Annotated in this window: 15 protein-coding genes; 6 read left to right on the top strand and 9 right to left on the bottom strand. The window is 45.1% G+C overall.

Annotated features, from left to right (window positions below):
• Positions 1 to 638 precede the first annotated feature (638 nt).
• The 4 genes from WH43_RS17620 to WH43_RS17610 form a co-directional block, all read right to left on the bottom strand.
• A complete protein-coding gene (locus WH43_RS17620; protein WP_053425882.1) occupies positions 639 to 827 on the bottom strand; it encodes a major coat protein in 189 nt (62 codons plus the stop codon).
• A 126-nt stretch (positions 828 to 953) separates the two neighbouring features.
• On the bottom strand, positions 954 to 1,094 hold the full coding sequence (locus WH43_RS20935) for a hypothetical protein (protein WP_286049996.1): 141 nt from the start codon (positions 1,092 to 1,094) through the stop codon (positions 954 to 956).
• A 79-nt stretch (positions 1,095 to 1,173) separates the two neighbouring features.
• Entirely contained in the window at positions 1,174 to 1,518 is a 345-nt protein-coding gene (locus WH43_RS17615) for a DNA-binding protein (protein WP_053425881.1), read from the bottom strand.
• A gap of 15 nt (positions 1,519 to 1,533) precedes the next feature.
• Positions 1,534 to 2,796, bottom strand: coding sequence for a phage/plasmid replication protein, II/X family (locus WH43_RS17610; protein ID WP_053425880.1), 1,263 nt, complete (start codon positions 2,794 to 2,796; stop codon positions 1,534 to 1,536).
• Positions 2,797 to 3,099: 303 nt separating this feature from the next.
• Here WH43_RS17610 and WH43_RS17605 point away from each other — a divergent pair, with 303 nt between their 5' ends.
• Positions 3,100 to 3,411 carry a hypothetical protein gene (locus tag WH43_RS17605; RefSeq protein ID WP_053425879.1) on the top strand — a complete coding sequence of 104 codons (312 nt, stop codon included), beginning with the start codon at positions 3,100 to 3,102 and terminating at the stop codon, positions 3,409 to 3,411.
• A gap of 282 nt (positions 3,412 to 3,693) precedes the next feature.
• On the opposite strand, the gene WH43_RS17600 is transcribed toward WH43_RS17605, so the two are convergent.
• From WH43_RS17600 to WH43_RS17590, 3 genes are all read right to left on the bottom strand, one after another.
• Positions 3,694 to 4,272 carry a hypothetical protein gene (locus WH43_RS17600; protein WP_053425878.1) on the bottom strand — a complete coding sequence of 193 codons (579 nt, stop codon included), beginning with the start codon at positions 4,270 to 4,272 and terminating at the stop codon, positions 3,694 to 3,696.
• A 156-nt stretch (positions 4,273 to 4,428) separates the two neighbouring features.
• A complete protein-coding gene (locus WH43_RS17595; protein WP_053425877.1) occupies positions 4,429 to 6,117 on the bottom strand; it encodes an NAD-dependent malic enzyme in 1,689 nt (562 codons plus the stop codon).
• Positions 6,118 to 6,261: 144 nt separating this feature from the next.
• The gene (locus tag WH43_RS17590; protein ID WP_053425876.1) at positions 6,262 to 6,690 is read right to left on the bottom strand and encodes an Lrp/AsnC family transcriptional regulator; all 429 of its coding nucleotides are present in this window, start codon (positions 6,688 to 6,690) and stop codon (positions 6,262 to 6,264) included.
• Positions 6,691 to 6,844: 154 nt separating this feature from the next.
• On the opposite strand from WH43_RS17590, the gene WH43_RS17585 reads away from it, so the two are divergent.
• The 4 genes from WH43_RS17585 to WH43_RS17570 all read left to right on the top strand — a co-directional run bounded on the left by WH43_RS17585 (position 6,845) and on the right by WH43_RS17570 (position 11,535).
• A complete protein-coding gene (locus WH43_RS17585; RefSeq protein WP_053425875.1) occupies positions 6,845 to 8,050 on the top strand; it encodes an aspartate aminotransferase family protein in 1,206 nt (401 codons plus the stop codon).
• Between the two features lie 84 nt (positions 8,051 to 8,134).
• Complete coding sequence (astA, locus tag WH43_RS17580; RefSeq protein WP_053425874.1) at positions 8,135 to 9,166, top strand: arginine N-succinyltransferase; 1,032 nt, start codon at positions 8,135 to 8,137, stop codon at positions 9,164 to 9,166.
• Complete coding sequence (gene astD / locus WH43_RS17575; protein WP_152342891.1) at positions 9,163 to 10,647, top strand: succinylglutamate-semialdehyde dehydrogenase; 1,485 nt, start codon at positions 9,163 to 9,165, stop codon at positions 10,645 to 10,647. The genes astA and astD overlap by 4 nt, the downstream gene beginning before the upstream one ends.
• A gap of 84 nt (positions 10,648 to 10,731) precedes the next feature.
• On the top strand, positions 10,732 to 11,535 hold the full coding sequence (locus WH43_RS17570) for a DUF1338 domain-containing protein (RefSeq protein ID WP_053425873.1): 804 nt from the start codon (positions 10,732 to 10,734) through the stop codon (positions 11,533 to 11,535).
• 23 nt (positions 11,536 to 11,558) lie between these two features.
• Here the strand turns inward: WH43_RS17570 and WH43_RS17565 are convergent, their stop codons facing one another.
• Both WH43_RS17565 and WH43_RS17560 read right to left on the bottom strand, forming a co-directional pair.
• Positions 11,559 to 12,113: a dienelactone hydrolase family protein gene (locus WH43_RS17565; RefSeq protein WP_053425872.1), complete on the bottom strand. Its 555-nt coding sequence runs from the start codon at positions 12,111 to 12,113 to the stop codon at positions 11,559 to 11,561.
• Positions 12,114 to 12,138: 25 nt separating this feature from the next.
• Positions 12,139 to 13,005, bottom strand: coding sequence for an MBL fold metallo-hydrolase (locus tag WH43_RS17560; protein WP_053425871.1), 867 nt, complete (start codon positions 13,003 to 13,005; stop codon positions 12,139 to 12,141).
• A 205-nt stretch (positions 13,006 to 13,210) separates the two neighbouring features.
• Between WH43_RS17560 and WH43_RS17555 the strand changes: the two genes are divergently transcribed.
• The gene (locus WH43_RS17555) at positions 13,211 to 15,517 is read left to right on the top strand and encodes a methyl-accepting chemotaxis protein (protein WP_053425870.1); all 2,307 of its coding nucleotides are present in this window, start codon (positions 13,211 to 13,213) and stop codon (positions 15,515 to 15,517) included.
• Positions 15,518 to 15,546 lie beyond the last annotated feature (29 nt).

The following is a 15,546-nucleotide window of genomic DNA, read 5'->3' as shown; positions in this document are numbered from 1 at the left end:
TATTTGAAGCATCAAATCTATCCAAAGACGTTGAAAAATTAGCACCTAAAGAATTTACGGCTGAAACATTGTTTTGAAGTGAAGATTTAATGTCCTGATCATGATTTGACAATCTATCAGCAATATTTTGATAAAGAGAGTTTTGATTTCTAAAAATAACGCTAGTAGCTGCAAGCAGAGAATTTTCTGAATAATACTGAGCATTACTAAAATTTGCTGCATCTTCACCGACATATTGCCTTGGCTGACGTATTTCAGACAAATCATCAGGTACTGGATTAGATGGATTATCAGGGTCTGTAGGATTCTGGTTAAAAACCGAGCCTGTGTATCTGTAGGTTGCGAACCATTCACCTTCAACACCATTACATTGAGGATGATGCAATACAACTTCACATTGAGTACCGTTAACTAGCTTAAAAGAGCGCTGAGGGCATCCATTAGCACCAGACACAGACATAAACAGAGTTGTTCCAGCTAAAGGTAAGCATTCAAACTCAGCGTAAGCAAAGGGAGAGGCCACCATTAAGATGATGGCTAACTTGGCAGGAAGTCCGAACTTCATAACTGATGGCCTCTTTTTTCTTAGCTTGCTGCTTTACCAACAAACTTTTTAAACAGGCCAATACCGATACCGATTAAGGCACGGAAACAGCCAAAGGCCACGCTAAATCACCCATGTCAGCGACATCAGAAGAAACAGCGTTAAAGGCATCAGTAACAGCTTGTGGTAACGCTGCATGAGCCTGAGCGATAGAGCCTAATACAACAGCACCCACTAACAGTGCTTTATGACGCGGTTTCACAACGGCGTTTTGGTTTTTCATAACAATTTCCTTCTTTTTAGTTAAGAGCCTTCCAAACAAAGCGTCTGAAAGAGTAAAGGGCGGCCCCCATGAGCCAACCCATCAAGCCAGCACCCAAAAGAATGCTGACGGTATCAACGGGAGTTATCATTTTGCTGACGGCTCCCATGAATTCAGGCCAAGCCAAAAGCAGACAATGGCTAAGGCCATGACGATCGCATTCACAGCGTTATTCGCTAAATCTGTGAAGTGCTGCATTTGTGCAGGGTCAAGTTGGATAATTTCCATGGTATTTGCTCCATCTTCCCTAAACCCCTACCTACCTCTAAAGAGGCAGGCAGGGGCGTAGGGAAGGATAGTTTCGGAGTTATTTAAAAAGTGCTTCTACTTCGTTCGCTAAATACATCGTTACACCAGCACTTTTTGTACCCTGCCAAACACGGTTCCAGATAGGCAGACTGACCTGAGTGTCATTCATCAATGCGAGCTTGGCTGGAATGCCGGCTTTAATCAGGTTTTCGCTGATCACAATGTCAAAAATGACAGATTCAGAAGCGCCATACGAGTTGGTTTTTTCAACTTCAATACCGCAATAGAGCGTATTTCGGGTTTGGCCGTTGGCATCAGGTTTGCTTTTTTGGATACGGGTTCCTAAAAGTTTTCCGTTTACTGTTAAGCCTTGAAATGTAGGAATGTTCAGTAGTTCTGACATAGTTAGTTCCCCTTATCAGGAAGCAAGCGCAAGCGCTGAGTGTTGTAAAATCTGCTGTCTCATTGGTTTAGGCTCAACATATCCAGCAGGGTGTTGTTGGTCGAAATTGACCGTAATCATTTGAATGAGCGGAACGACATTGGAGGTTAAGCCGTTGAGGTTTTGAAGCTGAGCCAAGGACAGGCCAGCGTCAGTTAAGTCCTTTAAAATGCGGCTCCATGTGTTGCGCGGAAAGCGTGCTTTTGTCTGCTCAAAACCATCGTTAACAATGGCGCGATACAGAACAAAAAGGCGGTCTGCCTTGCTGTAGCTGATGTTGCCTTTGTTGGTGGTTCTGAAATATGCGGCACGCAAGTTATCGTGAACTTCTGATGTGTCGTAGGCGTTCATAGTGGCACCTTCAAAAGACGCGAAAACGTCTTTAAATGCTAAGCGCCAAAGGCGCGGTATTATGTCGGGGTCTTTTTTCTGAAGTTCGGGATCAGTAATTAGAGCAAGGGAGCAGTGCACACCTTTTTCTTTCATCCAACCTGCGAATACACGGGCTTCAAAGCGGACAGCACCGTCTGCAAATTTCAAAACTTCTGGTCTGGTCATTTCCTGTATTTGACGGGCTAAATGACTGGTTTTCTGCTGATTGGGATGTAACCGGGCTAATCGCCTGGTGGCTTCTTCAATCTGCTTTTGTACTTCAATGGATTTCAGGTAAGCCTTTAAAACACGGCATTCGCTGCCTTTGTTCCAGTACGTGGTTTCTTCATAAGGGCAATAACTGGGCTTTGTCTGGCGGTTTTTGACGTTTTTCAAAATATCCATGACCTGTCTGGCCTGATGGTCATTTTCACAGTGAGCTGTGTAGGTGATATCAAAGTAATCAATGACAGCACTAAACCAGTCTAAAACTTCTGCGAGTTCTGGATAGGCAAGGGCGAAGCAATCGACTACGGCCATGACACACATTTCAATATTGTCTGAGCCGTACACGTTATGGCCTTGCAGCAGCTTTGCCGGATTGCCGACGATTTTTAAATACGGATAGTTTCTAAAGTCAGTGCCGTTGACGATTTTAAAAGCCAGTGTGGCGTTATGGCTTGGGATAGACTCGAATTTATGGTGTAAGCGTTGGTGAACTGCTTTTCCATCTTCCCAATACACTTGGCCGTCCATGGAAATACCGTATTCACGCATAAGCATGTGTTCGTCTACAAAGTTTTGAACAGGGGTTTCGTTCACCACTTTGGACTGAAAGAAAATGCTGATGGCGACCATATCAATCATTTACGGGCCTTAGAGACGAATTCACAAGACAGCGTGTGTTTTTGAGTTTGCAGGGCTTTAGAGGTATAGAAGCCAAAGACAAAACCTAAAGAAATGGCTATCGGGTAAAACACCCAATCAAGTGAAAGCCACTCAGAAACGGTTAAGCACATGTCCATATCGAGTCCCTGCATTTGCGAAAGTAGTTAACAAATGGATATGTCATTGTTGACATATTTTTATGATGATCGACTAAATCAAGTATGTCAAGCGTGACATTTTTTGAGTGTGCTAGAATCAGCGAAAATTCAAGAGGCTAGGCAAATGGTAGAGAACTACAGCTACTGGCTAATCACCCAGTTAAAAGAAAAAAAAGGGCTAACCAAAGATTCTGAAGTTGCTGCGTTAATTGACGGTGCAAATCAAGGGAATATTGCTCACATAAAAGCTGGAAGACGGCACTTAACACCTGAACAAGGTTTGTCTGTCGCTGAACAATGCGGTTTAGATATTGGCGAAGTGCTTGTCAAACTAGACATAGAGAGAAGTAAAAACCCAGTCATACAGGAAGCGTTAACAAACTTCCTAAAGAGGATAGCCACGGCAGTGGCAGTAGTCAGCCTGACATTAGGCTGATGGGAACGCCTCAGAACAGTGATGCTGCCGCATCAGTCTAATATTCAATTTAACATAATAATCATTATGTGACACTTTGTGTATTTAAGGTAAAGAGGATATACCCATATTTATCAATCAGATATCAGATTTTTGTGTGGCTGCTGTCCTGCTGCTTATATACTATTACTTCCGATATAAACCTTTATTTACAGCGTTAAACTCATTAATTAGAACACATGCCCAAGCTAAGCAGGAAAACCATACGCATCAACGCATATGGTTTCCTGATCAAGATGAAGATTAATTGCGGGAAATCAGTTTAATACCGCCATCGTAACATTCGGTTGTTTTGCCTGAATCTGATATCACCTGAATATGATCAAAACCACCGGCTGGCGCTGACTTTTCCAACAAGTCGGTAAAGTCATTGGCTATGTCGCTGATTTCATCACCTTTTTGCTCTAAGGCTGCGAAATGTGGTCTGTGGCGTTCTGTGATTTCCTGGATTTCTTCGGCTAATTTGTGTTGTTCAGCCATTTTAACTTTATCTATCCGAATACTGTGTTCATCTTCCTGATGCACAAGATCTGAAAGCTCAGCCATACGTTCGCCGTGCTGCTCCATTTCTGCTTCAAATGCTTTTAAAGGTAAATTCAACTCTTCCATTTGTTGCTCAACAGCTTCTAAACGTTGGTAAGCCTCGAATTCATCTGTGGTCATAGCGCGCTGTTGTACAACTTTGCAGTTCTTAATATAAGCAATTTGCAGCGGTACAGCAGCGACGTTTGCCGATGCGGTTTCAGCCTGAGCTGTGCAGCCAACAGTGATTGCAATAGCTGCTGATAACAGCGTAAAGGTAAATGATTTTTGGAATTTCATAACAAGCTCCTGTGATTCAGTTATAACTAAGTCGGAGCTGCTGAATAAATAGTTGGAGGGAAAAACAAAAAAAGTTGGTTTAATCGCTAAGGTATTGATTAAACCAACTTTTCATTTAGTTTCTATAATGAAAAATAGAAAACTTAATGACCGATTTTAATGACCACTGACGCGTTTATATTCGCGGTATTCTGGTTTCCAGAAATTGCGTTCAATTTTTTGTAGTAATTCATCGTCACTGATCTCCAGCGCCAAGCCTTGCTTTTGTGCAATTTTAGCCACTTCGAAGGCGATTTTTTTACTTAGCTCAGACAGTTCAGACAAAGCCGGCAGTAAGGATCCCTGCCCTGTGTTGGCTAATGGCGACGCCGCGGCCAAGGTTTCGCTGGCAATACGTAACATGTCATCGCTTATGCGACTGGCTTTCACCGCAACCACACCCAAACCAATACCTGGGAAAATGTACGAGTTATTACACTGCGCAATATGGTAGGTCTGGCCTTTATAAGTTACAGGCTTAAATGGACTGCCGGTAGCGATAATCACTTTACCCTCTGTCCACTTAATCACTTGTTCAGGCGTTGCTTCCACTTGTTTAGACGGATTGCTCAACGGGAAAATAATTGGCAGTTCGCAGTGTTTTTTCATCGCTGTGATCACTTGTTCAGTGAACAAACCTGGTTGGCCAGACACACCAATTAAGATATCCGGTTTAGCGCAATTCATCACATCCAATAAAGAAGCATAGTCTCCACTGTATGCCCAGTCTGCCAAATCTGATTTTTTCTGCATCAGAGCTTCTTGGAAATCACGTAAATCAGCCATGCCTTCGGTTAATAAACCAAAACGGTCAACCATGTAGACTTGTTTGCGGGCAGTTGCGTCATCCAAACCTTCGGTTTTCATTTGGCTGATAATTTGTTCTGCAATACCACAACCGGCCGAACCAGCCCCAACAAAGACCACTTTTTGTGATGACAGTTTTACACCTTTACTGCGACAAGCGGCTAATAAAGAGCCTACAGTCACGGCAGCTGTGCCCTGAATATCATCGTTAAAACAACAGTATTCTTCACGGTAGCGTTTTAAAATAGGCATAGCGTTAGGCTGAGCGAAGTCCTCAAATTGCACCAAAGCTTCAGGCCAACGGCGTTTTACCGCTTTCATAAACTGGTCGATAAAAGCATCGTACTCTTCGCCGGTAATACGTTTATGTTTAGATCCCATATAGACAGGGTCATTCAACAGTTTTTCGTTATTGGTACCCACATCCAACATCACTGGTAAGGTATAAGCTGGGCTGATACCACCACAGGCTGTATACAAAGATAACTTGCCGATGGAAATACCCATACCGCCAACGCCCTGGTCACCTAAACCCAGTACACGTTCGCCGTCTGTAACTACTATGACTTTGACTTTTTTCTTAGTGACGCTGCGCAGTATGTCATCCATATGCTCACGTTCGCTGTAGGAGACAAAAATACCACGGGCGCTGCGATAAATAGCCGAGAAGCGCTCACAGGCATCCCCTACTGTTGGCGTATAAATCACCGGGATCATTTCTTCCAGATGCTCTTTCACCAGACGATAAAACAACGTTTCGTTTTTATCGTGAATAGCACGCAGATAAATATGTTTGTTGATGGGTTCAGCGAAGCTGGAATACTGCATATAAGCACGGGCCAGTTGCTGTTCAATAGTTTCGTAACGTGGAGGCAATAAACCAATCAGGTTAAAGGCTATACGCTCTTCTCTGGTAAAAGCGCTGCCTTTATTTAACAAAGGAGTTTCTAATAAAGCTGGACCTGCGTAAGAGGTATAAAGAGGTTGTTTTGTACTCATGGGGATCTCTCGAGACTAGCCTGTTGGCTCAACTGCGGCCGATCATAGCAGGTCTGACTGATGCAGCAACCACACAAAGGTCAAAGTGTGGTTAAATGACGATCATTTAATGCTGGTCAGACCTGAAAATGGCTCTTTCCAGCCTTATCTTTTGAATTTAGTCTCCAGAATGACCGAAGAGTTAGTGCGCTCTACCCCGTCCAGATTACCAATTTCATCCAAAATGTGACTTAACTGCTCTGTACTTTGCGCCTGAACTACCGCTATCAGATCGTACTCACCACTGATGGCATAGAGCTCAGAGATCTGGCTGATTTGCTTTAACTCTACATTGGTTTTTGTCGTCAACTTTTGTCGTACTTTAATAGCCACATGGGCTGAGACTAACTGGCTTAAAAATGCGCTACCGTATTCCACTACATAACCTTTGACCACACCGCTTTGTTCCAGTTTATGCAGGCGGTTTTGTACTGTGCTACGCGAGACATTTAAGGCCCTAGCTAAATCAGAAATACTTGCTCTGGCGTTACGCCGTAACATGCCCAGTAGTTTTTCGTCATCAGAACTTATCATTATGCTCAATCGCCTTATCAAAATGACAGAATTAACTGAAATATTGTTAATAATGCTACTGCATATTGGTAAGTCTGGCCAATATAATAAATGAAATTTCTTTTGTCCCCTGTGTTTCAGGGGCGTTAACACAAAGTATTAAGGTAGAATGTCAATGCAAGTCAGCAGATCTTTATTCGATGAAGTCATGGTTCCTAACTACGCACCATCTGCAGTGATCCCGGCCAAAGGTTTGGGCTCCAGAGTATGGGATCAAAACGGCCGCGAGTTTATCGACTTCGCCGGCGGTATAGCCGTGAACTGTTTAGGTCATTGCCATCCTGCACTAGTGGGTGCTTTAAAAGAGCAGGCTGACAAGTTATGGCATTTATCAAACGTGATGACCAACGAGCCAGCTCTTATTCTGGCGCAAAAACTGGTTAATGCTACCTTTGCTGAAAAAGTCTACTTTGCCAATTCAGGAGCTGAAGCGAACGAAGCCGCCTTAAAGCTGGCTCGTCGCTGGGCTAAAAATGAAGTGGGTGAACATAAAACCCAAATTATTGCCTTCAAACAAGGTTTCCACGGCCGTACTTTCTTTACTGTAACTGTAGGTGGCCAACCTGCCTATTCAGATGGGTTTGGTCCTAAACCAGCTGATATAGTGCATGCTGAATATAATAATCTGGCGAGTTTTGAAGCACTGATTTCTGACAACACCTGTGCTGTGATGTTAGAGCCGTTGCAAGGTGAAGGCGGCATCATCACCCCAACTAAGGAATTTATCCAGGGTGTGGCTGCTTTATGTAAAAAGCATAATGCACTGATGATTTTTGACGAAGTGCAATCAGGTGTAGGCCGCACTGGCGAGTTATACGCCTATATGGGTTTAGGTGTAGTCCCAGATATTCTGACCACGGCCAAAGCCTTAGGTGGCGGTTTCCCTATTGGCGCAATGCTGACCACCACTGCTATTGCAAAACATTTAGTCGTAGGCACACACGGTTCGACTTACGGTGGTAATCCACTGGCTTGTGCTGTAGGTATCGCTGCTTTTGATACAGTCAACACGCCTGAAGTGTTAAATGGCGTAAAACAGCGTGAACAATTATTCCGTGAAGGTTTAACAGCTATAAATGCTAAATACGATGTGTTCAGTGAAATTCGCGGTCAGGGCCTGTTAATAGGTGCGGCACTGAATGATAAGTATCAGGGCAAAGCCCGTGACTTTATGCTGGCCGCAGCTGATGAAGGTTTAATGATGTTAGTCGCTGGCTACAGTGTTATTCGTATGACTCCGTCACTGATCATTCCGGAAGCCGATATAGCTGAAGGTTTCAAACGTCTTGAAAAAGCTGTCGCTAAGATGGTACAGGCTTAAGCCTTGTGCGGGGAGCTGATTCAGTTCCCCGATTTTTGTCAAAAACTTTCATAAAAACAAGAACTACGCAGGAATACTGAATTTATGTTGTTGATCCGTCCTATCCGACAATCGGATTACCCTGTCCTGATGCAAATCGCGATTGAATCAGGTGCAGGTTTTACCTCTTTGCCGGTCAATGAGCAGAAATTGCAGGCGAAAATTGCCCGTTCAGAGCAAAGTTTCGCAACTGCCGTTGAGGCCATGGGCGATCAGGGTTATCTGTTTGTCTTGGAAGATACCAGCACAGGTGAAATAGTCGGCACCTCAGGGATAGAAGCCTCGGTTGGCCTGGAAAACCCCTTGTACCATTTCCATAAAAGTACCGTAGTGCATCACTCCAAAGAGTTGGATGTATTCAAACAAGTTGAAGTGCTGACCATGTGTAACGACTACACAGGAGTATCTGAGATTTGTACGCTGTTTTTACGGGAACCTTACCGCCAGGGCTTAAACGGCCGCTTTTTATCCAAAGTGCGCTTTTTATTTATGGCTGAGCATCCAAAGCGTTTCTCCAAAATGGTGATCGCAGAAATGCGCGGCGTCGCCGATGACTCGGGTTTACCCCCCTTCTGGAAATGGCTGCAGTCGTACTTCTTTAGCATCGACTTCCCTACCGCCGATTATATGATTGGTGTTGGTAACAAAGGCTTTATTGCCGATCTGATGCCGCGCCATCCTATTTATGTCAGCTTGTTGCCTGAATCTGCACAACAAGTGATAGGTGAAGTGCATGAAAACACTAAACCTGCGTTAGCTCTTCTGGAAAACGAAGGTTTTTTCCACCGTGGTTATGTTGATTTATTCGACGGTGGTCCAACGGTGGAATGTCAGTTAAAACAAATTAAGTCAGTGCGTAACAGTCACAAAATGAAAGTACGGGTTGCACCTGTTGAAGGCAATGCGACCCTTGCCATTTGCAATACGCAGACAGCCAATTTCCGTGCTGTATTTAGTAAAAATGCTGCCCTGAATGACAATCACGAACTGCTGATCAGCCCTGAATTAGCTGAAGCTTTGATGGTCAGTAATGGCGATTTTGTACGTTACCTCTCCTTAGAAAAGGCAGTGAAATGAACGAAGTGAATACAAAAGCTGCGGTGCAGTTTATCGAAGGCCAATGGCAAGCAGGTTTTGGTTTAGCCTTTGAATCCATAAACCCGGCAACAGGCAAAGCCATTTGGCAAGGCAATAGTGCTGACGAAGCGCAGGTGCATCAGGCATTGTTGGTAGCGCGTCAGGCTTTTTATCGGTGGTCGGCATTGTCTCTGGCTGAGCGCCTGGTTGTGATTGAAAAATTTGCAGCTTTGCTGCAAGAAAACACCGAAACCATGGCGCGCACTATTGCCGAAGAAACAGGCAAAGCCTTATGGGAAAGCCGTACAGAAGTGGCGGCCATGATAGGCAAAATCGCTATATCCAAGCGCGCCCATGAAGAGCGTACTGGCACTGTGGAAAACCCTATGCCTGGCGCAAAGGCCTTTATCCGCCATAAACCCCATGGAGTGGTTGCGGTATTTGGTCCTTATAATTTCCCCGGTCATTTACCAAACGGCCATATAGTTCCGGCTTTGATCGCAGGTAACGTAGTGGTATTTAAGCCCTCTGAGCTAACTCCAAAAGTGGCGGAATACACTGTGCAGTTATGGCAGCAGGCAGGTTTACCTGCAGGCGTGCTGACCTTGTTACAAGGTGAAGTCACTACAGGCAAAGCTCTGGCGGCGCATCCAGAGCTGGATGGCTTATTTTTTACCGGTAGTTCAGGCACAGGGCATTACTTGCATCAACAGTTTGCCGGTCAGCCAGGTAAAATCCTGGCGTTGGAAATGGGTGGCAACAACCCACTGATTATCAAGGATGTTGCCAATATCAAAGCTGCGGTGCATGACATTATCCAGTCAGCTTTTATCAGCTCAGGCCAACGCTGCACCTGCGCCCGTCGCTTGTTTGTGCCCAACACCGCCAATGGCGATGCCATTTTGGCAGAGCTGGTGGCTGCCACTAAAAACATTCGTGTAGCCGATCCTTTTGCCACAGAACAACCTTTTTACGGCGCGATGATTTCTGCCAAAGCGGCCGAAGGTATGGCCAAAGCTCAGCAACAGCTGGTGGATATGGGCGCTAAAGTACTGGTCGAACTGACTTTACCTGAAACTCATGGGGCTTATGCCACGCCAGGTATTCTGGATGTGACAGGTGTAAACGGCATTCCGGACGAAGAACATTTTGGTCCGCTGTTAAAAGTCTATCGATACAACGATTTCGAACAGGCGATCCAGCAAGCGAATCACACCAAATATGGCTTATCTGCAGGTTTACTGGCGGATTCAGCTGATGATTATCAGCTGTTTTTTAAGCAGATTCGTGCAGGCATAGTCAACTGGAACAAACCCATTACCGGAGCCTCCAGTGCAGCACCTTTTGGCGGTATAGGCGCTAGCGGCAATCACCGAGCCAGTGCTTATTATGCTGCTGATTATTGTGCCTACCCGGTCTCTTCAGTTGAAGCCGATCAGGTGGTATTGCCCGCAACCTTAAGTCCGGGTTTAGTGCTATAAAACTGAACCAGATCAAAACAATAAGCCGGTATAGTCATTACACTTGCCGGCGAGAATACCCTAATCAACAGAGCAGGACTCGTTATGCATACTGATGTGAAAGAACTGTTTAACCAACTGTGGGCGAACTACCTGGAAGTGACCCCATCGGCAAAAAAAATTCATGCCATTTTAGGCTCGTCACAACAAGACGACGTGATCAATGACCATATTGCACTCCGTACTTTTAACATCGAAAAAGTAGGTTTGGACAAGCTGGCAGCTCACCTGCTGGCTTTGGGCTATACCGAAGGTGGTGAATACCATTTTGAAGCGAAAAAACTCTATGCCAAACACTTTGAGCATAAAGATCCAACACTGCCAAAAGTATTCATCTCTGAATTGCTGTTAGAAAAGTGCTCTGAAAAGCTGCAAAGCATAGTACGTACACTAGTTGATCAAATCCCTGAAGAAGCGGTCACAGCTGATAACTTCCTGTATTCAGGCCGTCACTGGACTATTGATCAGCAAAGTTATGAAACCTTATTAGCTGAAAGTGAATATGCCGCCTGGATGTCAGTCTGGGGCTACCGTGCCAACCACTTTACCGTCAGCGTCAACGCACTGAACAACTATGAAACCTTAGAGTCAGTGAATCAGGCATTAAAAGATGCAGGTTTTCCGTTAAATACCTCAGGTGGAGAAATCAAAGGTACACCAGACGTATTACTGGAACAATCTTCTACTTTAGCGGACGAAGCACCGGTTCAGTTCAGTGATGGTACTCGCAATATTCCTAGTTGCTTCTACGAATTTGCCCGTCGTTACCCTATGGCCAACGGCCAGCTGTATGGTGGTTTTGTTGCCGCTTCAGCAGATAAAATCTTCGAAAGCACCAACGTGCGTTAATAGCTAACCCTCTATTCCGACTACTAAAGGCTGGATAAATATCCGGCCTTTATTTTTTCCCAATAAACACCGGCGGCTTCAACCTGATAGCCCTTAGACAACAGATTCATAAAACCATGAGAATAAGGTACAAGGCTTTGTTGCAGGTTCATTTTACCTGCTAAATCATCCATCACATCCAGCACGGAAAAATGTGTTTCTTCGGCAAATATCAGCTCTGTTGGGTAAAGCGGTTCTAGATGCGTCATCTGACGAATTTGGCCGCCATAAAAACCAACACACTGTGCAATGGTTAAATGCTCTACCACCAGATTCGCCCAGCAGGCTGCGGCACCAGCACTAAAACCTACTAAAAATACAGCTTCTGTCTGAGCTTTAAGCACATCCCCTAGTTTCTTGATATAAGCCTGAAGACCACCATGCGCAAGAAAATGTTGATAGGCTGCAGTCTCATCAGTAAAAGATGGAGGCTGATGCTCATAAGGCTGCACACACAGATAATCCAAACCTAGCTGGTCAAATTGCAAAAGCACTTCAGGCTGAGTACCGAAAATATCCGTCACCACCAACAGCTGCATCAGACTGTACCCTCTGACAAGATCCTTAACGGAATAGATTAACCGGAAGTTTTAAATACACAGTGCCGTTATCTTCTGCAGCAGGGAACTGCCCTGCCCGCATATTGACCTGCACCGATGGTAATATCAGCTTTGGCATGCTCAGTGTTTGATCTCTTGCCGTGCGCATACTAACAAAGTCCTTTTTACTGGTACCTTGTTTTAGATGGATATTCTGCTTCTTTTGCGCTGCTATAGTGGTTTCACACACAAACTCATCACGGCCATGAGCTTTGTAATCGTGGCATAAAAACATCCGGGTTTGCTCCGGCAACTGATAGAGCCTTTGAACCGAGTTGTATAAGGTTGCGGCGTCACCGCCCGGAAAATCACAACGCGCGGAGCCATAATCTGGCATAAACAAAGTGTCACCGACAAAGACTGCATCCCCGATACAATAACTGACACAGGCCGGTGTATGCCCTGGGGTGTGTAACACAGAACAGCGAATGGTTCCGAGTATAAACTCCTCGCCATCAGCAAATAGTTTATCAAACGACGAGCCGTCAGGTTTTAAGTCCTTCAGATTAAACACCTGAGTAAATAACTGTTGTACTTCAGTTATGCGCGAACCTATGGCACTAAGGCCACCCAGCTGTTGTTTCAGAAAAGCCGCCGCAGACAGATGATCGGCATGTACATGAGTTTCCAACAACCACTGTACTGTCAGGTTATGTTGTTTGACTTTAGCAATGATCTGCTCTGCAGAACCTGTGCTGGTGGCACCGGAGGCTGCATCAAAATCCAATACCGGATCGATCACCGCAGCCTCTTTGCTTAGAGGATCCCACACCAGATAACTGTAGGTGAAGCTTTGGGGCTCGAAAAAAGCATGGACGACAGGCTGCTGCATAAATCACCGCTACTGGTGGACCGAATTAAAGATTGTTTATCTTAGCAAAGCTTTTTCATTCCATAAAGGAATAAGCATATTACTTAAATTCCATATGAAGCGTGTTAATTCAGCAGCCGTGGCAACGGTTTCTGAATTGTCATAATTCTGCAACCAACCAACTCTACTCTGCCTGTGCCTGAAACCTTGTGGAGATAGCTGTTGTATGAATATCGCCAGAAAACTAACCATTGGAGCTGGTGTACTTACCATCATTGCCGTGATTTTATCTGCCAGTACCAGCGGATTATTAGCTTTACAAGACAGCTCGGACGCTGTCTATCAGAGTGCAGAACAACAATTTCAGGCTCTTGCCGCCAGCCGGCATACTATGCTGCAAACCCAACTTAACAGCCAGCAGCAGTTACTGAACGTATTGGCTCATAACCGACTGACGCAAGAAGCCATTTACAGCTTTAAAAACCCTTTTGTTTCCTACAGGTACGAAGTTTCAGCACCTAACCTGGATGGTCTGAAGCAGCAAATGAATGCCTGGTACAGCACTAAATATCAGCCCTACTACCAAACTCAGACCCAAGGCTTATCGATCAATACCAAAGATTGGCTTGAGAAAGCCAAATTTGAGACCTTGCTACTGCAAAAGTTTTATGTGGCCGAAAATCCTCAACCGTTAGGCAAACAGCAGTTGCTGGAAGATCGCAGCGATGGTTCCGTTTATGGTCAGCAGCACAAAAAATACCACAGCAGCTTTAAGGAAATAGTCGATCGTTATGGCTTTCAGGATTTACTGTTGATAGATGCCAACAGTCTGGACATTTTATACAACGTTAATAAAGGCCCGGTATTTGCCAGCAATTTACAAAATGGCGCTTTTGCCGACACTGAACTGGCAAAACTTGCCAAAAGCTTACAACAAAACCCTAAAGCAGGTCTGCAAATCTCCGCCATCAGCGCCTTTAATGGTTCTTTCCAACAACAAGTGCTGTTTTTTGGTGTACCCGTGTTTCATCCAAACAGCAGCGACACTCCGGTGGGCTTTTTAATAGCTCAGTACCCTGTCAGTCGTTTTACAGATTTGATAACCGGAAATCAAAAATGGCAGGATTTAGGGTTAGGCCAGACCGGTGATTTGTATCTGGTGGATCAAGAACACAGACTGGTGACGGAATTACGCCCCTATTTAACCGATAAAACCCGTTTCATTGCAGAGTATCCACAGTTTAAAGCCGGGCCTTATGGTTTAGGTGGTCACGCTACACTTCGATTACCGCAAATTAAAGATGCTTTAGCAGGCCAGTCAGGTGTAGCCGAAGCTGAAGATTATCGAGGCATAGAGTCCCTGATCAGTTGGCGTCCTCTGCAAATTGGCCATCACCAGTATGCTCTTATTGTGCAGCAAGACTTATCTGAACGTATGGAAGCGGTCGGTACAATTCGAACTAATCTGATTTTAAGTACTCTTGTGGCTGTAGTGATTCTGGGTGTGCTGGTCGTAGCACTGGTGTATTTATTAGCCCAGCGCTTTGCTAAACCTATGCTGACTTTGCATCAGCGTATTGAACAATCCGCACAATTTCATGATTTATCTGCACGTTTTCATTTAAATACTCGAGATGAGCTATCAGATATTGGTGTTGCGCTGAATACGTTATTTGGCTCTTTTGGCACGCTCGTCGCCAAACTCACCAGTACATCCGAACAGAGCGCCTCTGCTGCAACTCAGAACTTGCAAATCAGTCTGGAATGCAAAAGTTCAGCTATGCAACAAGGTACTGCGATCAGCGACTTGCAACACCAATCACAGCAGCTGGATCTGCAGCTACAGCAATCGGCAGAACAGCTACGCATCAGCGCTGAACAGGCGAATTATGCTAACCAGCAAGCTGATGCAGGTTTTCAGGCCGTGGATAAAGTGGCAAGCTCAATGCGTCATCTGGCAGACCAAGTCAGCTCTTCCAGCCACAGCATGGACCAACTGCGCTCTGCTGCTACAGACATAGTTACCGTGCTGGATACAATTCAAGGGATCTCAGAGCAGACCAATCTGCTGGCCCTGAATGCTGCCATTGAAGCAGCCAGAGCGGGAGAACACGGCCGTGGTTTTGCAGTCGTAGCTGATGAAGTACGGCGTTTATCAGGCAGCACCCGTCAGGCCACCATGGAAATTCAGCAAATGCTGAACCGTCTGATGAGCACAGTGGACGAAACCGCGCTGGATTTAGCCAAAGAACGACAAAGCGCAGAGCTTTGTGTCGTAGGCTCAGAACAGGCACAGCAGTCGTTAAGTGAAATTAAACAACTGATTTCGCAAGTGAGCACTGCAACATCCACTATCGCCCTAGCCAGCGAGCACCAAGTGCAGCAGAATCGGCAAATGCGCGACGAGCTGAGTGCAGTACAAGCTTTGGCCGCTCATACCGAACAGGCGATGGCAGAGCTTCATATCACAGCAAAACAACAGGAATTACTTGCCGCTGAATTATTGAGTAATGCCAAAGTATTCAGAGTCTAAGGTTCTGAAACTAAAAAGCCCCTGTCAGG

Origin of the sequence: Rheinheimera sp. KL1 (assembly GCF_001275035.1) — a bacterium.
Lineage (GTDB): Bacteria > Pseudomonadota > Gammaproteobacteria > Enterobacterales > Alteromonadaceae > Pararheinheimera > Pararheinheimera tangshanensis.
This window is presented reverse-complemented; position numbering and strand designations above follow the sequence as displayed.